The organism is Sorangium sp. So ce204 (genome assembly GCF_051526795.1).
GTDB classification, from domain to species: domain Bacteria; phylum Myxococcota_A; class Polyangia; order Polyangiales; family Polyangiaceae; genus Sorangium; species Sorangium cellulosum_B.
On sequence record NZ_CP150317.1, the window covers coordinates 995,185 to 1,014,948 of the forward strand.

The 19,764-nt window shown below is 72.3% G+C and carries 17 protein-coding genes; 11 read left to right on the forward strand and 6 right to left on the reverse strand.

The genetic code is table 11. The features are described 5' to 3' along the window. The first annotated feature begins 488 nt into the window (after positions 1-488). The 8 genes from WMF22_RS03680 (at position 489) to WMF22_RS03715 (ending at position 7,512) form a co-directional block, all read left to right on the forward strand. Positions 489-1,304, forward strand: a complete 816-nt coding sequence (locus WMF22_RS03680; RefSeq protein ID WP_437297729.1) for a hypothetical protein — start codon at positions 489-491, stop codon at positions 1,302-1,304. A gap of 187 nt (positions 1,305-1,491) precedes the next feature. Next, positions 1,492-2,040, forward strand: a complete 549-nt coding sequence (locus tag WMF22_RS03685; protein WP_437297730.1) for an OmpA family protein — start codon at positions 1,492-1,494, stop codon at positions 2,038-2,040. Between the two features lie 150 nt (positions 2,041-2,190). Continuing rightward, the gene (locus WMF22_RS03690) at positions 2,191-2,931 is read left to right on the forward strand and encodes a MotA/TolQ/ExbB proton channel family protein (protein WP_437297731.1); all 741 of its coding nucleotides are present in this window, start codon (positions 2,191-2,193) and stop codon (positions 2,929-2,931) included. Positions 2,932-2,951: 20 nt separating this feature from the next. Then, a complete protein-coding gene (locus WMF22_RS03695) occupies positions 2,952-3,449 on the forward strand; it encodes a biopolymer transporter ExbD (protein ID WP_438034863.1) in 498 nt (165 codons plus the stop codon). After that, on the forward strand, positions 3,446-4,306 hold the full coding sequence (locus tag WMF22_RS03700; protein ID WP_437297733.1) for a TonB C-terminal domain-containing protein: 861 nt from the start codon (positions 3,446-3,448) through the stop codon (positions 4,304-4,306). Before WMF22_RS03695 ends, WMF22_RS03700 begins: the two co-directional genes overlap by 4 nt. Beyond that, positions 4,297-5,631 (forward strand): tolB protein, encoded by a 1,335-nt coding sequence (locus WMF22_RS03705; protein WP_438034864.1) that lies wholly within the window; start codon positions 4,297-4,299, stop codon positions 5,629-5,631. The genes WMF22_RS03700 and WMF22_RS03705 overlap by 10 nt, the downstream gene beginning before the upstream one ends. Positions 5,632-5,953: 322 nt before the next feature. Next, positions 5,954-6,526 carry a hypothetical protein gene (locus WMF22_RS03710; RefSeq protein ID WP_437297735.1) on the forward strand — a complete coding sequence of 191 codons (573 nt, stop codon included), beginning with the start codon at positions 5,954-5,956 and terminating at the stop codon, positions 6,524-6,526. A 407-nt stretch (positions 6,527-6,933) separates the two neighbouring features. Beyond that, a complete protein-coding gene (locus WMF22_RS03715; protein ID WP_438034865.1) occupies positions 6,934-7,512 on the forward strand; it encodes a hypothetical protein in 579 nt (192 codons plus the stop codon). A gap of 185 nt (positions 7,513-7,697) precedes the next feature. Here the strand turns inward: WMF22_RS03715 and WMF22_RS03720 are convergent, their stop codons facing one another. The 4 genes from WMF22_RS03720 to WMF22_RS03735 all read right to left on the reverse strand — a co-directional run bounded on the left by WMF22_RS03720 (position 7,698) and on the right by WMF22_RS03735 (position 12,237). Then, positions 7,698-9,383: an FHA domain-containing serine/threonine-protein kinase gene (locus WMF22_RS03720; RefSeq protein WP_157906421.1), complete on the reverse strand. Its 1,686-nt coding sequence runs from the start codon at positions 9,381-9,383 to the stop codon at positions 7,698-7,700. Between the two features lie 325 nt (positions 9,384-9,708). Next, complete coding sequence (gene thiD, locus WMF22_RS03725; RefSeq protein WP_437297737.1) at positions 9,709-10,536, reverse strand: bifunctional hydroxymethylpyrimidine kinase/phosphomethylpyrimidine kinase; 828 nt, start codon at positions 10,534-10,536, stop codon at positions 9,709-9,711. Positions 10,537-10,727: 191 nt separating this feature from the next. Beyond that, complete coding sequence (locus WMF22_RS03730) at positions 10,728-11,930, reverse strand: hypothetical protein (RefSeq protein ID WP_438034866.1); 1,203 nt, start codon at positions 11,928-11,930, stop codon at positions 10,728-10,730. 82 nt (positions 11,931-12,012) lie between these two features. Continuing rightward, the gene (locus tag WMF22_RS03735) at positions 12,013-12,237 is read right to left on the reverse strand and encodes a hypothetical protein (RefSeq protein WP_437297739.1); all 225 of its coding nucleotides are present in this window, start codon (positions 12,235-12,237) and stop codon (positions 12,013-12,015) included. A 200-nt stretch (positions 12,238-12,437) separates the two neighbouring features. On the opposite strand from WMF22_RS03735, the gene WMF22_RS03740 reads away from it, so the two are divergent. From WMF22_RS03740 to WMF22_RS03750, 3 genes are all read left to right on the forward strand, one after another. Then, positions 12,438-13,223, forward strand: coding sequence for an ABC transporter ATP-binding protein (locus WMF22_RS03740; protein ID WP_437297740.1), 786 nt, complete (start codon positions 12,438-12,440; stop codon positions 13,221-13,223). 6 nt (positions 13,224-13,229) lie between these two features. Continuing rightward, entirely contained in the window at positions 13,230-15,431 is a 2,202-nt protein-coding gene (locus WMF22_RS03745; protein WP_437297741.1) for an ABC transporter permease subunit/CPBP intramembrane protease, read from the forward strand. A gap of 325 nt (positions 15,432-15,756) precedes the next feature. Continuing rightward, complete coding sequence (locus WMF22_RS03750) at positions 15,757-16,440, forward strand: extensin-like domain-containing protein (protein ID WP_437297742.1); 684 nt, start codon at positions 15,757-15,759, stop codon at positions 16,438-16,440. 20 nt (positions 16,441-16,460) lie between these two features. Here the strand turns inward: WMF22_RS03750 and WMF22_RS03755 are convergent, their stop codons facing one another. Together WMF22_RS03755 and WMF22_RS03760 are read right to left on the reverse strand one after the other, a co-directional pair. Next, positions 16,461-18,398: a glycoside hydrolase 5 family protein gene (locus WMF22_RS03755; protein ID WP_437297743.1), complete on the reverse strand. Its 1,938-nt coding sequence runs from the start codon at positions 18,396-18,398 to the stop codon at positions 16,461-16,463. Positions 18,399-18,587: 189 nt separating this feature from the next. Continuing rightward, the gene (locus tag WMF22_RS03760; protein WP_437297744.1) at positions 18,588-19,607 is read right to left on the reverse strand and encodes a LacI family DNA-binding transcriptional regulator; all 1,020 of its coding nucleotides are present in this window, start codon (positions 19,605-19,607) and stop codon (positions 18,588-18,590) included. Positions 19,608-19,764: the final 157 nt, after the last annotated feature.

Genomic DNA, 19,764 nt, shown 5'->3' on the forward strand with positions numbered 1-19,764 from the left:
CGGCTCTTACCACAGCGGCCCGAAGGCCGGCATCGCAAGCGCCCACCCGGGAAACCTTCGGTCCAGGACGGCTCTCGTCCGATGTCGACCGTCCGGGATGGCATTGCAGCGCCGTCACGCGCTCGATTCTCTGAAATGCCGCGCGGAGACCGCATGCATGGCCGCCGCTCGCGCGCCATACTCAAGATGTAATTTGAATCACAGTTTGGCGTGGCGGGCGCTCGCCGCTGTCGTGTCGCGAGGCCTGCGGGGGGCTCATGGACGTTACCTGCGAAATCTGCGGAATCGTCACCACGGTGTCGAGCGACGCGCGCGGCGGGGCTGCGCTCGAGTGCAGCGTCTGCGGCGGTGCGATGCTCCGTGCGCACGGGAGGGGTGCGGCAGCGCCCCCGGCGGGAGGCGCCGGCCGGCGATCGAGCCGGCCTCCGCCGCCGCTCCGGCGATCGAGCGCGCCCTCGGTGCCACGGAGCGACGATGACCCGACGATCATGGATCTCCGGTCGCTCGCGCTGAAGTCGTTCATCGCGACGCTTCCCGCCGCGACGACGACGTCGAGCGCGTCGGCGGCGGGCTCGGTCGCGCCGGGCAGCGGCCCTGTCGCTCCGGCGGCGGTGGGCCTGACGACGCCACAGGCGATCGGGGGCGCGGAGTCGACCGCGGCGACCGCCTCGAGCGCGCTCGCGGGCACGGCGCCGGTCGTGGTCGATGCGCCGAGCGTGAGCGACGTGATGCGCGTCCACGACGCGCTCGTGCCCGTCGCGGTGCCCTCGCGGGCGCGATCACGAGCCCGCGTGCGCATCCTCGCGGCGGCGACCGTGGCCGGCGCCCTGGTGATCGCTGTCGGGCTCACGCTGGTCGTTGGCCGGATGTCGCGCGCGCCGCGGGATGACGTGCCGCCTGCAGCGCAGCGCGGCGTGTCCCGGGCCGGGGAGATCGCGCGCGAGGTGCGCGTGCCGGTCGAGGCGCCCGGCCCCCGGAGGACGGCGCTGCGCGGGCTCGACGCGCGCGCGCAAGCAACCGACGAGGACGAGGCCGGCGCCGCCGAGCCCGCCACGGCGCCGCGGCCGCGCGCCGCGCCGGAGGCGGGCGCGCGCGAGGCCTCCGGGGCGGGGGTGCGCCCGCCCGCCGCTTCGGGGGCCCGCGCCCGGCCTGAGCGTCAGCCGCCGCCTCCGCTCGCGTCCGAGGAGGTATCGCGGCCTCAGGCGCCGATGTCGCTCACCGACGCGATGGCTGCAGCCGTCGCCGATCCTCCGGCGCCCGCCGCTGCGGAGACGCGGCGCCAGGCCGACACCAGCGAGGAATAGCCCGCGCCGGAGGGCGCGCGCTCGGCGCGGGGCGGGCCAACCCGTTGGTGCCCAAAATATTCCCGCGCCGGAATCGAGCGATTCATCGCGGCACTATTAACGGAATGCCTGTCATCCGGGCGCGCCGGCTCGCCGGCGAGCGCTCAAAATGCTGCAACGCGCCTCCCGGCGTGGTAACGGCATGCCCATGACAAAACTGCCTGCGTTGATCCTCGTGGTCTCGGCGCCCCTTGCCGCCTTCGCGGCCGGCTGCGGCTCCGATCCGCAGCCGCCGGCGAATGTCGCCAGCGACGTCGCGCCCCCTCCGGTGGCGAAGACCGCCGCCCCGCCTGCCCCGAAGCAGGACACCGAGAAGCCGACGAGCGGCTCGATCCGCATCGACGACAAGATCCTCAAGGCCTGCGGCGATCTACCGACCGCCCGCTTCGCGTTCGACTCGACGTCGATCGAGGGCGAGGCGGCGGGCGCGCTCGACGCGCTCGCGCGCTGCTTCGTCTCGGGTCCGCTCAAGGGCAAGGGGATGAAGCTCATCGGCCACGCCGACCCCCGCGGGGAGACGGAGTACAACCTGGGCCTCGGCCAGAAGCGCGCCGGCAGCGTCGCGGAGTACCTCGGCAAGAAGGGCCTCGAGCAGGGCCGCATCGCGACCTCGTCGAAGGGCGAGTTCGAGGCGACCGGCACGGACGAAGAGGGCTGGGCGCGCGACCGGAAGGTCGACATCCTGCTCGCGGACTGAGCGCCGCGCCGCGTGCGGCGCCGGGCGAACTTGAAGAGGGCCACGGCCGCGCTTCCAGGCGAGAGAGGGGGCCGCGGCCGCAAACTCCACTGAACGGGCCCGCGCGCGCGGAACCCTGACGAGCCGACTCCCTGACCCGAAGAGATCGAAATGGCCTTCCTGCAAAGCGCCCCTGACCCGGCGATGACGGTCCCGATCAAGCTCGATCCCGTCTCCTTGGTCCTCCACGCCTCCGGTCCCGTCTTCCTGGTCGTGTGGCTGCTGATCTTCGCGGCCATCCTCGTCTGGGTGATCGCCGTCCTCAAGGTCCTCCAGCTCGCGCGGCTCGCCTCTCTGCAGGCGCGGTTCGAGCAAGAGTCGGCGCACGCCCACTCGCCCGATCAGCTGTTCGCGCTCGCGCAGCGGCACGCGGACGCGCCCGGCGCCCGCGTCGTGATGGAGCTCAGCCGCCGCGTCGGGACGAGCCGGCTCCTCGACTCGATCGCGAAGCGGGCGATCGTGACCGAGACGCAGCGGGCGAGCGCGCTCATGCCGACGCTCTCGTCGATCGCGGCGGCGTCGCCGTTCATCGGCCTGTTCGGCACGGTCTACGGGATCATGGACGCGTTCCTCCGCATCGGTCAGCAGAAGAGCGCGTCGCTGCCCGTCGTCGCCCCGGCCATCGGCGAGGCGCTCATCGCGACCGCGATCGGGCTGTTCGCCGCGATCCCGGCGGTCATCGCGTACAACGGGATCAACAAGCGCGTCGACGACCTGCTCGCCGCGCTCGAGGCCGCGAGCGAGGGCTGGGTGGAGATCGCGTCGCTCTCCGCGCGGGGGATGCAGGAGTCCATCCCGCTGGCGCTCCAGCGGTCGAGCGACCGGCCCACGCCGGTGATGCCGAAGGGCTGAGGGGCGGGCCGATCATGGGCATGTCGGTCGGTGGAGGGCGCAGGCGGCGCGGCGGCGGCGGTTTCAGCGACATCAACGTCACGCCGCTCGTGGACGTGATGCTCGTGCTCCTCGTTGTGTTCATGGTCACGGCCCCGCTGCTCACGGCCGGGCTCCGGGTCGAGCTGCCCAACGTCTCCGCCGAGGAGGCGCCGACGAAGGACACGAAGCTCGTCGTGACCGTCACGAAGGAAGAGAAGATCCTCTTCGGCGAGGACGACGCGACCGCCGACATCGAGGGCGTGCTCGCCTCGAACGGGCGCGTCCAGAAGGAGAAGGAGCTCTACATCCGCGCCGACAAGGACGCCCGCTACGGCGCCGTGGCGCGCGTCGTCGCCGCCGCCCGGGCCGCCGGGGTCGAGGGGCTGAACCTCCTCGTCCAGCCGGAGATCGAGCCGGAGGGCGCGCCGCCGCCGCCCGGGGGAACGGCGCCGCGACTTGGGGGAGCCGCGCCGCGGCCCGGAGGTGCGGCGCCGTGAGCACGGCTGCGGCGCGCGCGCCCGGACCGAGGACGCCGCCGGGGCAGCGCCGGCCGGCGAGCGACTTCCGCCCGCGGGACATCGCGCTCGCCGTCGCGGTGGCGATGGCCGTGCAGGCGGGGGCCGCCGTCGCGGTCAGCCTGGCCGACCTCACCGTGCCCGCGGCGGCGCCCGAGATCGACAAGGGGCCGAGCGTCCCGGTGAAGGTCGTGCCGGTGCTCGACATGGACACGCCGCTGCTCAAGCTGGGCGGCAAGCGCGACAAGATGAAGCTGCCCGACCGGTGGGTGCGCCAGGCGCCCAAGCCGCGCGTCGAGCAGAAGGCGTTCGTGTCGCCGAGCGCGGGCAAGACCGAGGCGGACATCCCGCCCAAGGAGGTCAAGATCGCCGACGCGGGCACCGCGCCGCCGCCGCCCGACGCCGAGATCGCGAAGCAGGTCGACACCGAGCTCGATCCGAAGACCGACGCCGCCCCGGCCGCCAACGTCGACCAGGAGGGCCACGAGGACGGCGTGAAGGAGGGGACCGAGACCGATCCCCTCAAGGCGCGCGCGGTGGATCTGTACCTGGCCCGCATCGCGGGGTGGTTCTCGAGCAGGTTCCGCGTGAACGGCTCGGGGCTCCCGCCGGAGGAGCTCACGAAGCACAAGCCGCGCGCGGTCATCGTCCTGTCCGACGGGCAGATGGTGAGCTACACGCTGACGCCGAGCGGGAATCCCGCCTTCGACGCGGCCGCGCAGGCGACCCTCGAGGCGGCGAAGGGGCAGGCGCTGCCGCCGCCGCCCGAGAATTATCCCAACCTCGGGCAGAAGCAGGTCAGCGTCACGTTCGTCTGTAGAGAGACCACATGCGACTAGCTCGATTTGCCCTCGGCGCCCTGGCGCTCGCCGCCGCCGCGCTCGCTGCTCCCCCTGCTCCTGCGCAGGCGCCGGCCTCCCCGGCGGCGCCGCCCAACCCGGACGAGCTGCTCGGCCACATCACGGTCGTGGCCGGCGCGACGCGCCCGCTCCCGAAGATCGGCGTCCTGCCGTCGCTCGTCTCGGACCCCGAGGACGTGACGATCCACAGCGTGGTCCGGCGCGACCTCGAGCTGTGCGGCGAGTTCGAGGTGCTGCCCGACAGCGCCGCGCCCGACGGCCTGTACCTCTCCGACAGCCCGGTGGACGTGAAGGCGTGGTCCGCGAAAGGGGTCGAGGCGGTCGTGAGCGTGCGCGGCAAGAAGGTCGCCGCTGACAAGGTCGAGCTCGTCGGCCAGGCGTTCCTGGTGAACCGCGGGCAGGCCCCGGTGTTCGACAAGAAGTTCATCGTGCCCCTCCGCGACGTGCGCTTCGAGTCGCACCGGGTGGCCGACCAGCTGATCGGCGCGCTCACCGGCCAGAACGGCGGCTTCGCCAGCCACATGACGTTCGCCTCGGGCTCGGGCTCGCTGCGGCGTGTCTTCACGATCGACGCCGACGGCCACGACGCCAGGGCCGTCTCGCCGCCCGACCAGACCGCCATCGCCCCTGCGTTCGGGAAGAACGAGCAGCTCCACTACGCGGCGAGCGTGAAGGGCGACGAGTACAAGGTCTTCACGCCCGCCGGCGGCCCGCTCGCGCTGCCCGTGAAGGGCTCGGTCTACGGGATCGCGTTCTCGAAGGATCGCGCCCAGGTCGCCCTCAGCATCGGGGTGGGGTCGACGATCAAGCTGTTCTCCGGGCCCGATCTCCAGAGCATCAAGCCGGCGTCCGAGGTGGGGATGGCGCTCCACCCGGTGTTCACGCCGACCGGCAAGCTCGCCTTCTCCGGCGAGGGCAGGTACGGACAGCGCATCTACGTCGGCGACAAGGCGATCTCTCCGGACGGGCTCTTCGCCTCGGCGCCCACGTTCTGCAACCACCCCGACGGCGTGAAGGCCGTCTATGCCGTCGGCGTTGGAAAGAACACCGACCTCGTCGCCTCGGGGGAGACGGGCGGCGGCCTCGTGCGGTTGACCCAGAATCAGGGCAGGAACGGGTACCCGGCCTGCAGCCCCGACGGGCGGCTCGTGGCGTTCTTCTCCACGCGCACCTCCGGCGAGGGGCCAGGGCTCTACGTCATGCGCGTCGACGGGCAGCGCCCGAAGCGCATCTCGAACCTCCTCGGGGACTCGCTGCGCTGGGATCCTCTTCCGCCCGGCAAGGCCGTCGAAGCGAAGAACTGACGCGGGCGAGCCGCGGGGCACGGCCCGGACATCCGGCGTGTGTCCGATCGAGGGCCGCCCACGTCGTGGCTGAGCCAGGCGTTCTCTCTCCGACAACTTTTTACGTCCCGGCACGTCTGACGTGGGTAGTTCCTGCGCGCCCTCCCGCGCCGCTGCTGCGAGCGAAGGTGAAGGGAGACCGCTGGCAGCCCCCGCTTCCTTGGCCCACCGCGTCGGTCGCGGTTAGCCTCCGGACTGCTCAGGGGGAGAGTTGGCTGGAAAATTGCACCGAAGCTGGGACGAACCGCCCTGGCCAGCCAGCCAAGAGGAAATGGAGAAGTGCATGGTGTCGAGCCGTATCTGGACCGCCATCGCGATCGTCGGGGCCTTCTGTTCCGGTGGCTGCAGCCAGGTGGCGGCGGTTCAGGAGGCGAGGATCAGCGAGCAGGGGGGGTTCAGGAACCCGGAGCACCGGCTCGCCGCGGCAGAGGACGGGGGTTACTGCAGCGCCGAGGTGCTGCGCTGGCAGTACGATGAGCCGGCGGCGACGCTCCGCCTCGCCGATGCCCGTTTGATGCTCGACTGCTGCGGGAAGCGCGCGATCCACGTCGAGAGGATCGACAGCCTCTTCGAGGTCACCGAGCGGGACGCGCCGGACGGCGCCGGAGGTCGCTGCAGTGAGCAGTGCGCCTTCGATCTGTCCGTCGGCGTGCACGACGTCCCGCGGGGCGAGGTCTACGTGAAGCTGCTGCGCGACGTCGTCGATCAGCAGGGCGGCCCGGCCGTGATCTGGAGCGGCTCCCTCGATCTGGGGGGCTCCGCCGGCGCGGTCGTACTCGACGAAACGCCCGCGGAAGCCGGCTGCCAGGCGAAGGGCTCCCCGCGCCAGCGCAGCAAGACGGTCGCCGCGCGATGAGGCGCTGAGCACACGCCCCCGGATCGCTCCGCAGCACCTCGCGTCCGCGGGCGGCAGGGGGAGCTCGTGAATGTCCCGCCGCGCATGGCAGCACACGGCAGCGCGTCATGGGGTGGGATGATGGAGGGCGGTGGAGGAGCTTGGCTGGCCATGACGTTCATGGTCAGAGAATCGGGCTAACTCTGCCACTTTCGCCTGGACAAGGTTTCCAGAAACCCGTAAATCACACTCGAATATGCGTACAGCTGCTCCGGGGTGCGGCGCATGTGCGCACCTTGTGTACGTTGGCTTGCAGCTGAATCCCTAGGCGCACGTAGCGGATACGTGAAGCGCGTTTCTAGAGGCCCTGGTTCTTTGCCTTTTGGTCGAATTTTAACCGTGTCGCGGACAGTCAAGGAAATCGGGGCATGAAGTACCTGGGGGTCTGTGGAGCGCTTGCAACGGTGGGGTCGCTGCTCGCTCTGAGCGCGTGCCTGGAGGCGGAGCCCGCGCACGTGGGGCTCGTGAGCGAGGCCGGCGGGTTCGTGGATCCGGAGCGGCGGCTCGCCTCCGAGGGGGAGGAGAGCTACTGCGGGGCCGAGGTCCTGCGCTGGCGCTACGACCCGTCGAGCGGCGCCCTGAAGATCGCGGACAGCCGGCTCCTGCTGAACTGTTGCGGCCAGCGCGCGATGCACGTCGACAGGATCGACAGCATCTACGAGATCACCGAGCGGGACGAGCCCGACGCGGCGAACCCGAGGTGTGATTCGGTCTGCGCGTTCGACTTCGCGGTGGCGATCCCCGAGGTCGCCCAGCGCAAGGTCTACGTGCGGCTGCTGCGCGACGTCGTCGACGCGCAGGGCAGCGCAGAGCTCATCTGGCAGGGCGAGATCGACGTCCGGAAGTCGGCCGGCGAGGTGATGCTCGATCGTGTCGCCGCTCCGGGCGAGGCCTGCAGCGGGCCCCAGCAGCCGCTCACCGCCCAGCATCCGCTCGCCGTCCAGTAGCCGCTTGCTGCTCCGGCCTGGGAGCGGCCCCGTTGCGCAGGAGCGCTCGCAGGGTGCAGGCGCTGCGCGGCGCGCTGCCGGCGCGGTGCGCCTGGTGATGGGCTCCGTGGCTTCGTGACGGAACACGCGCTCGAGCCACCGCCCGGTGGTCGAGCGACGGTCGAGCGACGACCCGGCGGTCTGCTTCAGTCGATCAGCGTGCGCGCGGGGCGGCCAGGCTCGCACTTCACGAGCGTGGCGGTCAGCTCGAGCGTCTCGGGGAGCGTGCCCTGCACCTGCGCGACGACCTGCTCGACCACGTGCTGGGCCTCGTCCAGGTTGGGACCCACGATGGAGACGACGAACGTGAGCGGGCCGGTGCGCCCGGCCGCGGCCGGCGTCAGGCTGAGCAGCAGCGTCTGGGTCAAATCGACGACCTGAAGCGCGGCCTTGCGCAGCGCGAGCATCTCGAGGATCGTCGGTCGCAAGCTCACGAGGCCGTTCTGGCCGCGGAGCTCGAAGCGCGCGATCTGCATCGGCACCTCGCCCCACTCGGCGAAGAAGCCATCCTCGTCGATCGCCTTCATCAGGTGCTCGCGCACGAGCAGCCCCGTGAGGCCGTCGCGCCGGGCGAGGTAACGCTTCGCCTTGTCGTGGTGCGGCGAGTCGGGCCCGAACGTGACCACCATGAGACGGCACTCGCCGAGCTGCACCTCGGCCCCATGGAGCAGCGAGACCTGCGCTTTGCGCTCGAAGGGGAAGTCCGCGTACGTGCCGTTCGTGCTGTTGAGATCCTCGACCAGCCAGGAGCCCGTCTGCCAGCGGAGGAGCGCGTGGGATCCGGAGACGGTCGCCTCGGCGAGGACGAGGTCCTGATCGCTGCGGCGGCCGATGGAGAGCACCGGCTTCTGCAGCGGGAACAGGGTGGCGACGCTGTCGGGCGCGTTCGTGGCGTACGTGATGAGCAGCGACTGCGCGCCCGGCGTGAACTGCGTCTTGATGGCTCGCCCAGGCGCGGGGCCGGGATCGATGCGCTCGCGCGGCAGCTGGATCGGCGCGGTCGCGGTCTGCGTCGGGTTGAAGAACCGCATGTGCCGCGCCTGCGGGCGCATCTGCGGATCCGGGTTCAGCGCGCGGAAGATCTGCCTGATCTCGTCGTTCGTCAGCGCGGCGGGCACGTCGAACGTGATCTGCTGCTTCATCGTCTTGAGCCGCGGCTTGTAGCCGGGCTCGGGGACGCGGCAGGTCCACATCTCCCAGAGCGTCAGCGCCGCGGCGTAGACGTCGTCCTCCGGGCTCGCGCCGCCGCTGCGCAGCCGCTCCGGCGACATGTAGTGAGGCGTGCCGCCGTCCGGAGGCGCCCCCGGCTTGCGCACGGCGGCGCGGGCGCGCTCCTTCGCGAAGCCGAAGTCGAGGATGACCGCCCGATCGTCGGCGACCATCACGTTGCCGGGCTTCAGATCGCCGTGCACGAGCCCCTGCTGGTGGATCGCGGCGAGCCCCGCGCAGACGTCGGTCGAGATCTTCCGGAACTCGTCGGCGCTGAACCCGCCCGACGTCTTGCGCTTGCGGATGTGGTTGTGGAGCGTCTGCCCGGGGATGTACTCCATCACGAGGATGGGCCCCCACGGGCTCGGGGCGAGGTCGTGCACGCGGCAGACGTTCGGGTGGCGGGCCTTCTGCGCGAGGATCACCTCCTGCCGCAGCGCCTCGTCGTCGCCGGGCATGGCGGAGGCCTCGGGCACCACCTTGAGCGCCACCTGTTGCTGGGTCAGGCGGTCGAAGGCCAAGAACACCTCGCCCATGCCGCCTTTGCCGATGCTCTTCAGGACCTCGTAGCGGTCGTTGATGACCGTTCCGACGTCGATGGGAGGGAGGGGATCTTTGGTCACGGCCACGGGCGCACGAAGGGTGAGGAAGAGCTCCGCGACGGCGCCGAAGGAGACGCGCCGGGACGCCGATACGGACTGCGCGCAGGGTCGTCCATTCGCGCGCCGGGCGCAACGAGTCGTTGCACAAGCGCTGCACGCGGCCCGTTCGGCGCCGCACCGGGCCGCCCCGCCGCTCCTTCGCAGAGCCGCCGGGCTGCCGTGCGGGGCCCGCGGCACGGGGCCGCCGTGCGGGGCCCGCGGCGCGGGGCCGGCGTGGTCGTCGCGGCCGTCGCGGCCGTCGCGGCCGTCGCGGCCGTCCACAGACGCGCGCGGCGCGCCGCGCTGTTCAGGGGAACGGCCGCGCCGTGTGGGCGTGGTTCAGCGGCCCGTGGCCCTGGCCGAGCCCCGGCGCGGAGCGCATCGCCTCGCGGAGGTAGCGCCGCGCGCGCCCGATCGCCGGGACGAGGGCGAGGCCCTGGGCGAGGCCAGCGGCGATGGCCGAGGCGAGCGTGCAGCCCGTGCCGTGGGTCGCGCGCGTCTCGATGCGCGCGTCCTCGAACAGCTGCTCGCCCTCCGGCAGCCCGGAGGCGCCGGGCCCCGGCGCGGCCCGGAGGACGTCGACGACCGTCGCGCCCGGGAGGTGGCCCCCCTTCAGCAGCACGGCGCGCGGACCCATGGCGAGCAGCCGCGCTGCGGCGCCGCGCATCGCGTCCACGCTGTCGATGACCACCCCGGTCAGCGCCTCGGCCTCGGGGATGTTCGGCGTGAGCAGCGCCGCGAGCGGCAGGAGCCGGGCGCGCAGGGCGCCCTCCGCGTCGGACTTCAGCAGCCGGGCGCCGCCCTTGGCGACCATCACCGGGTCCACCACGAGCGGCGCGCCGCGGCCGAGGCGCTCGTAGACGCGCGCCACCTCGTCGATGACCTCGGCCGAGTGGAGCATCCCGGTCTTGATGGCGTCCGCGCCGATGTCGTCGAGCACGACCTCCATCTGGCGGCCGATGAAGTCGGGCGGCACCGGGAACACGGCGTCGACGCCGCGGGTGTTCTGGGCGGTGAGCGCGGTGATCGCCGTCGCGCCGAACGCGTCGAGCGCGGTGACCGCCTTGAGATCGGCCTGGATTCCTGCGCCGCCGCCCGAGTCGGAGCCGGCGACGATGAGGACGCGTCCTTTCATGGCGCGCTCCGGCGGCGGGCGGTCGCGGAGGCCGGTCGGCCCCCGCGCGGCAGGTGCGCTGGGAGAGCGGGGAGCGAGCTGCGAGAGGCGCGCATGGCGAGCGCGCAGGGTGTCCTGAAATGCGGCGAGTGGCGAGGGGTTCTTGCTGGCGCGGCGAGAGGAGGCGCCCGCGCCGCGATCCCGGCCGGGCGTCAGAGGCCAGCGCGCACGATCTCACCCGACATCGGGCTCCCGGCCAGGCCGCGGTTGGACCAGTAGACGAAGCCGTTCCGGAGGCGGACGCTCGTCGGCCGCGCCTGGTTCGAGGCGATGACCCGAGGGCCGCCGCCGCAGCCGTCCAGCGGACACATCTTGACGACGCCGTCCGCGCTCGTGCCCGTGCCGAGAGCGGTCCAGTACACGCCTGTGGGGCCGACAGCCATGCTGGTCAATGACGGCTCGCCCTCGACGAAGGTCGTCGGGCTGCCGCCGCACCCGGTCTTCTTGCACGCGAAAATGGTGCTCTTGGCCGCGTTCATCACGTAATGAATCCCGTCGTGGATCGCCATGACGACGCCGTGCTCGGCGTGGAGCTGGATCGCGCCGTCGGCATTGCCGGGATCGCAGAAATAGACGCCTCCTGGATCGGTGGCGTGGGCCCAGTACACGGTCGTCCCATCCATGACGAACGAACGGATCCCGTCCGCGTTCACGCAGCGGATCCGCTCGCATTGGCCGTTATCGCACTCCAGGACATCGAACTTGTCCGAGATGCGCGCCACGCCGTCATCGCTCACCTGGATCTGATTCAGGTTGCTCGCGATGGACTCCCACACTTGCACCGGCGATTGGAAGACGCAGCCGGCCGCCGGGCATCGGTAGTAGCGGCGGGACCCTCCATCGTTGGGGGAGCTCAGCCAGTGCACGAAATTCGGATCCACCCCGATGAGGTAGGGAGAGGCGATGGCGGCGCCCGAGGGAGGCCCGAGCCCCTCGGCGAGGACCACCGGAGCCGGGCAGCCTGCCAGGGGGCAACGCAGCAACGTGGAGGTGGACAGGATGAAGACGCTCTGGTCGTCGACCGCGATCGAGTACGGGTCGTCGAGGCCCGTGGCGACGACCTCCGGGGGCGATGGTTGCGTGTCCCCTCCGCCAGCTGCGCCCGTTCCTCCTCCCCCGCCTTCGCCGGCGCTCACGCCGCCGCCGGTCCCGCTGCCGGCCGGCGATGCACCGCCGCTGCCGGCCGGCGATGCACCGCCGCTGCCGGCCGGCGACGCGCCGCCGGTCCCGCCGCCGCCGCTGCTGGCATCGCCGAACGAGCGCTCCGCCGGTGAGCAGGCGACCGCCAGGAAGCCGGCCGGGAGGGCCGCCGCGCCGAGCATCACGAACGATATCGCGAAGAGCCGTTGTCGCATCAGCGACGAGTATGCCACAGGGCGCGCCGAGCGAGGCGACCACGGCAGGGGGAGGTGCCTGACCGCGCTGGAGGCTTCGGCGTCAGTAATGCTTGTCGAGGACCGTGGGATCCTTCGTCGTCGCGAAGACCGTGTCGCAGCGCCGGCACCTGTACTTCACCTTCGTCGGCCGGGCCGAGATCCCGAACGCGAGCTGGATGTACCCGAGGACGCGGTACTCCGCCTCGGCGCTCACCATGTAATGATCGCGACCATGGCCGCAGGGGCACTGGACCGGCTCGGGCGTCGTACGGTCGCGATAGGGCATCGACGGGCTCGTTGGCATGGACGTCAGCGTAGTCTAGGGGGGCCGCGGCGGACGTCGAGGGGGCGGCGCCGCGACGCTGCCTGGACGGAGGCGACCGGGCGGCGCGAGCAGATGGGCGGCGCGCCGCGGCACGCGCGGCGTGCGGGGCCGTCCGACGGGCGCTTTGCGCCGCGCCGCGGGCCGAACTAGGAGACGCTTCCATGCGCCCCGCCCTGTACGCCGAGCGTCTGGTGAAGCGGTTCGGCGGCGTCACGGCCGTGGACGGGGTCGATCTCGCCGTGTACGCCGGGGAGGTCGTCGGGCTGCTCGGGCCGAACGGCGCGGGCAAGACGACGACCTTGCGGATGCTCGCCGGCATCCTGTCGCCGGACCAGGGGCAGATCCTGGTCGGCGGCGTCGACCTGGCCGCGAGGCCGCTCGAGGCGAAGCAGCGCCTCGGCTTCCTCTCCGGGGACACGCAGCTCTACCAGCGGCTCACGCCCCGCGAGGTGCTCCGCTACTTCGGTCGGCTGTACGGCATGGAAGAGGCGGCGCTCTCGCGCCGGATCGACGCGCTCGTGGCCGACCTGGAGATGGACGCGTTCGCCTCGCGGCCGTGCGGCACGCTCTCCACGGGGCAGAAGCAGCGCGCCAACATCGCGCGCGCGTTCCTCCACGAGCCGGAGGTGCTCATCCTCGACGAGCCGACGACCGCGCTCGACATCCTCAGCGGCCGCTTCATCGTCGCGTCGATCCGGCGGGAGCGCGCCGCGGGCAGGGCGATCCTCTTCTCGACGCACATCATGAGCGAGGCCGAGTACCTCTGCGACCGCATCGCCCTCATGCACGAGGGGCGCGTCGTCGACGCCGGCACCCTGCCCGAGCTCCTCGGGCGGTCCGGCACGACGAACCTGACCGACGCCTTCCTCCACCACGTGGAGCGGAGCCGCCCGGGCGCGGCGCGCGACACGCCCGAGCGCGCCGGCGCGCCCGCGCCAGGGAGCTGACGCGCCGTGAGGCTCGCCATCGTCTGGACGATCCTCCGCAAGGAGCTCGTCGAGTCGCTCCGGGATCGGCGCACGCTCGTGCGCCTCGTCGTGGTCCCGCTCCTCCTCTATCCGCTCTTCGCGCTCGCGATGAGCAAGCTCGTCGGCGTCGAGGCGGCCGCGCGCGAGGCGCGCCCGTCCAGGATCGCGGTCTGGGGAGAGCTCGCCGAGGGCCTGCAGGCGAGGCTCTCCGCGGCGGGCAAGATCGAGCTCGCGCCGTGGGCCGGCGCGCCCCCCGACGTGCGCGAGGGGCTCCTCTCCGGGGCGCTCGCGCCGCCGGCGGGGCCAGAGCCCGCGCCGGACGACGGCGAGGCGGCGCCCCCCGAGGCCGAGGCCGAGCCGCCGAGGTGGATCGAGCCGGAGAACGCCGTGCTCGCCGCGGCGCGCGCCGCGGTGAGCGAGCGCAAGGTCGACGCGGTGCTCGTGCCGTGGCCATCGATGGGGGCCGAGCTCGGGCGCGGCGGGAAGGGCGCCGTCGCGATTTACTTCGACTCGGTCCGCGCCGACTCGGCCACGGCGGAGGCGCGCCTCGAGGGCGCGCTGCAGCGCGCCCGCAGGGCCATCGTCGCGGATCGAGAGGCGGAGCGCGGCCTGCCCGAGGGGTTCTCGCGCGCGTTCGACGTCGTGCCGCGCGACGTCGCGGCGGACAGCCGCAAGGTCGGCCAGATCCTCGGCGCGATGATGCCGATGCTGCTGATCCTGATGTCGCTCCTCGGCAGCTTCCTCCCGGCGATCGATCTGACGGCGGGCGAGAAGGAGCGCGGCACGATGCAGACGCTGCTGTGCGCGCCCGTGCGGCCCATCGAGATCATCTCGGGCAAGTTCCTGGCCGTGTGGGTCATCTCGCTGCTCACGGCGCTCGGCAACGTGGTGAGCATGTCGCTCACGGTGAGCCGGTTGCTGCCGGACGCGATGGTCGTCGGCCCCGGCACCTTCGCGCTGACGTTCGTGCTGCTCGTGCCGGTCACGCTGCTGTTCTCGGCGCTGTTCCTCGCGCTCGCCGTGTTCGCGAAGGACTTCAAGGATGGTCAGAACGCGCTCATGCCGGCGTACCTGCCGCTCTCGCTGCTCGCCGGCATCACGGCCCTGCCGGTGGTCGAGCTCAACCCGTGGACGGCCTACGCCCCGGTCCTCAACATCGCGGTGCTGATCAAGGCGCTGTTCGTCGGAGAGGCGCCGGCCGATCTCCTCTTCACCGCGCTCGTCTCCTCGGCGCTCTATGCCTGCCTCGCGCTCCTCTTCGCCGCGCGCGTCTTCGAGCGCGAGAGCGTGCTCCTCGGGGGGCAAGAGTCGGCGCGCGCCGTGCTCGGCCTGGGGCGCCGGGCCGGCGGGGCGCCCTCGGCGGGCTTCTCGCTGGCGGCGTTCGCGGGCGTCCAGGTGCTCTTCTTCTATGGCAGCCTGCTCATCGCCCGCACCAGCGTGGCGGTCCAGCTCGCGGTCTCCCAGGTCGGCTTCTTCCTGGTCCCGACCCTCGCGCTGGTCGCCGGCTTCGGCTACTCGCCGCGGGCGACGCTCGGCCTCAGGCTGGCCTCGGTCCGGGGCCTCGCCGGGGCGCTGCTCCTCGGGGTCGCGGCGTGGGCCGCGATCGGCGGCACCGTCCTCCGGTGGTTCCCGGCGCCGGAGCCCTTCGCCCGCGAGCTGGGCGAGCTCGTGCTGCTCGGCGGGCAGCCGTACCCGGTCGTCCTGCTGCTCGTCGCCGTCACGCCGGCCGTCTGCGAGGAGCTCCTGTTCCGCGGCCTCGTCTACGCAGGCCTGCGCCGCGCCGGGCCCGCGGTGGCGATCGGCGTATCGGCGCTCCTCTTCGGGCTCGCGCACGGGTCGGTGTACCGGCTCTTGCCGACGTTCTCGCTCGGGCTGGCGCTCGGCTACGCGCGCCACCGCACCGGCTCCGTTTTGCCCGGGGCGCTGCTTCACGCCCTGAACAACGGGCTCGCGGTGTCGCTCCTCTATTTCAAGCCGTCATGGGCGCAAGGCCTCCTCGAAGGAGAGCTCCTGCCCTGGAGCGTGACGTTCGCGGGCATGGTCGTCTCGCTGGCCGGGCTGCTCCTGCTCCGGTTCTCGGCGCCGAGCGCGCCGGAACCGGAACCGGAACCGGACGGGAAGGCGAAGATGGACGAGCGCGAGCGTCGCGGGGGAGCGGCCGGCGGAGGCGGCGCGGCGCAGGGCTGAGGCTGGCGAACGCGGCAGCGGTGTGGGCGAGTGCGCGTGGAGGGGAATCGCGCACCTTGCGCCGGCCGCTGGCGGCGGTACGGACATCGATGTGCACGCACGCTTTCTTCTGGGGTTCGCTGCGGCGGCGATGACCTCGGCGCTGTCCTGCTCTCACGGCGGTCCCACGCTCGCGGAGCGCGGAGGAACCGCGCCCGGCCGTCTCGCGGCGCCGGCCCCCGGCGAAGCGCCTGCCCTCGCTGGAATCGCTGGAGCAGCACCGGCTGAGGCCGCGGGGGCGCCGGTCTCCGCGGAAGCGGCGCCCGCCGGTGCCGCAGGACCACCCGTGACGCCGCCGACATCGCCGGGATGGGCCGGCCCCTGGATCGAGCACCTCGCGGACGCTGCCGGCCTCCGCGAGCGGCCTCCGCGGGCGCAGCGCCAGTGGAACCACATCGCCGCGGCCGCAGGGGCGGATTGCCGCGATGCCCTCAAGGTTGCGGGGGCGCGGTTCCAGTCGCTGCCGGACACCGTGAAGCCCAACAAGAAGGGGTGTGGCATCCCCCACGGCGTGCTGCTGAGCCGCGGGCCGACCGGCATCGTTTACTCGCCGCCGCTGCAAGTCGATTGCTCGCTCGCCCTCCGGCTGGCCGATATGGAGCGCGTGATCCAGGAAGAGGCCGAGGCGCACCTGAGCTCGCAGATCGTCCGCATCAACACCCTGGGGAGCTATGCTTGTCGCGAAGTGGTCGGCAGGATGCGCCCGTGGAGCGAGGGGCTGAGCGAGCACTCGTTCGGCAATGCATTCGATATCGCGCGCTTCTCGCCGAAGCGCGGCCGCGCGATCAGCGTGCTCCGCGATTACGTGCTCCACGGGGACGATCCGAGCACCCGTGAGGGCCGCTTCCTCCGGGGCGTGGCCCGCCGGCTCCGCGCCGACGGGGCGGCCGCGCGCGTCCTCGGCCCGGACTTCGACGCAAGCCACCGGGACCACCTGCACATCGATTGCGGCACGCCGCGCTGGTACTGAGACGGCTGGCCGCCCCGCGCTTACCGCGGCCCCGGCTGCAGCTCGAGGATCCGCACGTCGTACGGCGCGAGCTCCACGGCCTGGACGGGGGACTTGCCGCCCAGCTCGGTCAGGTGCCCCGAGGCCGCGGCGGGCTCCACCGAGAGCGGCTGATCCGCCTGGCTGACAAGGAACACGAAGCGGCGGCCGTCGCGGTGGCGCAGCGTGTCGGCCGCGACGCGCGGATCGTCCACCGTGACCGGCCGCTTCACGCCGGCGAGCTCGGCGAGCGCGTCGTAGAGCGTGTAGGTTGGCTCCGGGTTGATCCGCGGGGTCGCCGCGGCGAAGTGCTCGATCGGAACCGTGCAGAGCACGACGCTGCCGCTCCCGATCTTGCGCCGCAGCAGCGCCGGCCGGCCGCGCTGGTCGACCGCGACGACCTCCGCGCCCCTCGGGCGCACGGGGAGGTAAGCGCGGCTGTGCTCGGTGCCGGAGACCGGGAATGTGAGCGTCGTGCCCGCCGCGATCGTGCCGAACTGGCATTCGAAGGTGAGCTTCGCGCGATCGTCCTCGATCGGATCGATCATCCCGTAGCGCAGCTGGTGCTCGACGCCGAACAGCGCGTTGAGGTGCGCGTACCACGGCCCGCGCTGCGACCCGTGCGTGCCGTGGCAGTACGACGCGTAGACGACCGCGCCGGCGGAGGCCAGCCGCTCCAGGAGGTGCCATGTGGGCGCGGTCAGCTGCTTGGCCGACGGCAGCAGGTAAAGCCGGCAGTCCTCGGCGATCCCGTCCCGCTCCCGCGTCAGCCCGACCGGCAGGTCCGCCTCCTTCGCCGCGATGTAGGCCTGCCGCAGCATCGTGAACAGGTAGCTGCGGTCCTCCGCCTCCGTGAACGGGAACGCGCCTTCCAGGTACGACGGGACGATCAGCGCCGCGTCGGCCGGCTCGCGCTCACAGCCGAGGACGTCGATGTCGGAGAGCACCTTGGCGAAGCGGGCCATCTCCTCGAGCTGCGGCTTGGGGCGGCCCTCGACGGTCGTCAGCCCGAAGTGGAGCTCGAACGGGTGGTGCCTGTAGGGATCCTGGTGAATGAGATCGAAATCGGTGTTGTTCCAGCCGATCCACCCGGTGGCGCCGGCGAGCAGCGTGTTGTGGAGGACCTGCCGGTAGTAGTGCGCGGCGTTCTCGTCGGACGCGAAGGCCGACGACACGCCGAACTCCTCCAGCACGACGGGCTTGCCGAGGAAGCCCGTGAGCTCGCAGACGAACGCCGCGCCGTAGTGCTGGCGCGCCAGGTCGTTCTCCATCCGGTACACGTGCGGGCCGAGGAAGTCGACGAGCGCGCCGAGATCGCGGACGGAGAACCCATTGTCGTTCCCCGTGACCTCGATGCCCCACGCGCCGTCGCCGATCGAGATTGGCTGGCTCGCCCCGCCGGCCCGCAGCGCCTGCACGACCAGGCTCGCCCAGCTCGTGACGTTCTCGCGGATCGAGCGCTCGCGCTCGCCGTAGATCGGCATCTCGTTGGAGACGAGCCAGCCCGTCACCGCCTGGTGCCCCGCGAAGCGCCGCGCCATCTGCTCGGCGAACCAGGCCTGCCGGGCCACCATCCACACATCGCCGTAGAGATCCCGCCCGCGCCGCCATGCCGGGTCCCAGTTCTCGCCGGACATGTGGCCGACGAGGAGGGTCGGGATCGTCGTGAGGCCCGCCTCGACATGCGCCTCGAGGAAATCGGCATAACGCGCGACGCAGTCCTCGTCGATCCGGTCCGGCTCCGGCATGAAATGCGGCCAGTAGAAGAACGACCGCGTCATGGTCAGGCCGTGATCGGCGAGCACCCGGAGCTCCTCCCGGACCACGGACGGATCATAGCTCTGCCACATGAGCGGGCCGCCGCGCCTCGACCAGAAATTGGCCCCCAGCCAGGCGACCGCCTGTTGACGAACTGCGACTTTGGCGAAATTGCGGTGCATAGTCCTCTCGTCCTGGTCATGCAGAGCGGCGCTCTCGAACACCGTCCGTCCTCCTGCTCGCGGCGCGGGCCGCGCGCTCCAGGCGCGAGCGGCGGGCAGGTGACTTAATCGGTTCAGTTTACGCTACTTAATCGGTTCAGTCTATGCGCCCGTGCGGGGGGGCAGGGCCCTCGCTCGGGCCGGGCCGGCTCATGCGCGGGGGGGCGGGGCGGTGCTGCCCCGCGTCGCGAGCGTCGGCGCGCTGCACTCGTCGTCGGCGACCGGCTCTCCGGCGACGAGGCGGAGGAGCAGCGCGGCGGCGCGGGAGCCGTGCTCGGCGATGTTGCGGCGCACCGCGGTCAGGGCGGGGTGGACGAGCTGGCACAGCGCCGAGTCGTCCCAGGCCACGATCGAGAGGCGCTCCGGCACGGGGACGCGCATCTCGTGGGCGACCGCGAGCGCGGCCACGGCCATCACGTCGTTGTCGAAGACGATGGCCGTCGGCGGCGAGGCTTCGGCGAGGAGCCGCCGTGTGGCCTGGCCGCCTGCCTCGCCCGTGTAGTCGGCGTGGACGGTCTGCACCCGATCCAGGCGCCGCTGGCGCGCGGCCGCGGTGAACGCCTTGGTGCGGACCGCGGTGTGCACGAACTCGGCCGGGCCGGCGACCCGCGCGATCGACCGGTGGCCCAGCGCGGCCAGGTAGTCGACGACGGCCCGCATGGCGCTCGCGTCGTCGCTCCACACCGCGGGCAGCTGCCCCTTGCCCGCCGGCCCGCCGATCACCACCGCCGGGAGCTTCAGCTCCTCGATCAGCTTCACGCGCGGATCGTCGTCGCAGAGGTCGACGAGGATCACCCCGTCGACCCGCCGCTCGGCCCACCAGCGGCGGTAGGTCTCCACCTCGGCCACGCGATCCTCCGTGACCTTGAGCAGCAGCGCCTCGGCCTTCTCGGACAGCTCCGCCTCGATGCCGGAGATGAGCTGCATGAAGAACGGCTCGATGCCGAGCATGTGCGCGGGCCGATCGATGACCAGGCCGACGGCGCCGGCGCGGCCGTCGGAGAGCGCCCGCGCCGCGTTGCTCGGCTGCCAGCCCAGCTCCGCCGCGATGGCCAGGATCCGCTCGCGCGTCGGCTCCGACACGCCGGGCCTGCCGTTCAGCGCATACGACACCGCTCCTTTGGATACCCCCGCCCGCCACGCGATGTCCGTGATCGTCGGACGCTTCACGCATCACCTCCGCTCCGGGCGACGGAGCGCGCCTGCCGTGTGAACCCGCTCCGCCGCATGGCCCCGGTGGATAGCACGGCGGCCCGCTGGCGAGCCGAACGCCGCGCACGGCCGAGCGCCGCGAGCGAGCGACGCGCCCAGCGCAGCCCCTCCCACA

What these genes read in the sequence shown, in the direction of transcription:
- WMF22_RS03680 (WP_437297729.1), top strand. Translation starts at nt 489, where the DNA reads ATGGATCTCCGGTCGCTCGCGCTGAAGTCGTTCATCGCGACGCTTCCC.
- WMF22_RS03685 (WP_437297730.1), top strand. Translation starts at nt 1,492, where the DNA reads ATGACAAAACTGCCTGCGTTGATCCTCGTGGTCTCGGCGCCCCTTGCC.
- WMF22_RS03690 (WP_437297731.1), top strand. Translation starts at nt 2,191, where the DNA reads ATGGCCTTCCTGCAAAGCGCCCCTGACCCGGCGATGACGGTCCCGATC.
- WMF22_RS03695 (WP_438034863.1), top strand. Translation starts at nt 2,952, where the DNA reads ATGTCGGTCGGTGGAGGGCGCAGGCGGCGCGGCGGCGGCGGTTTCAGC.
- WMF22_RS03705 (WP_438034864.1), top strand. Translation starts at nt 4,297, where the DNA reads ATGCGACTAGCTCGATTTGCCCTCGGCGCCCTGGCGCTCGCCGCCGCC.
- WMF22_RS03710 (WP_437297735.1), top strand. Translation starts at nt 5,954, where the DNA reads ATGGTGTCGAGCCGTATCTGGACCGCCATCGCGATCGTCGGGGCCTTC.
- WMF22_RS03715 (WP_438034865.1), top strand. Translation starts at nt 6,934, where the DNA reads ATGAAGTACCTGGGGGTCTGTGGAGCGCTTGCAACGGTGGGGTCGCTG.
- thiD (WP_437297737.1), bottom strand. Translation starts at nt 10,536, where the DNA reads ATGAAAGGACGCGTCCTCATCGTCGCCGGCTCCGACTCGGGCGGCGGC.
- WMF22_RS03730 (WP_438034866.1), bottom strand. Translation starts at nt 11,930, where the DNA reads ATGCGACAACGGCTCTTCGCGATATCGTTCGTGATGCTCGGCGCGGCG.
- WMF22_RS03735 (WP_437297739.1), bottom strand. Translation starts at nt 12,237, where the DNA reads ATGCCCTATCGCGACCGTACGACGCCCGAGCCGGTCCAGTGCCCCTGC.
- WMF22_RS03740 (WP_437297740.1), top strand. Translation starts at nt 12,438, where the DNA reads ATGCGCCCCGCCCTGTACGCCGAGCGTCTGGTGAAGCGGTTCGGCGGC.
- WMF22_RS03755 (WP_437297743.1), bottom strand. Translation starts at nt 18,398, where the DNA reads ATGCACCGCAATTTCGCCAAAGTCGCAGTTCGTCAACAGGCGGTCGCC.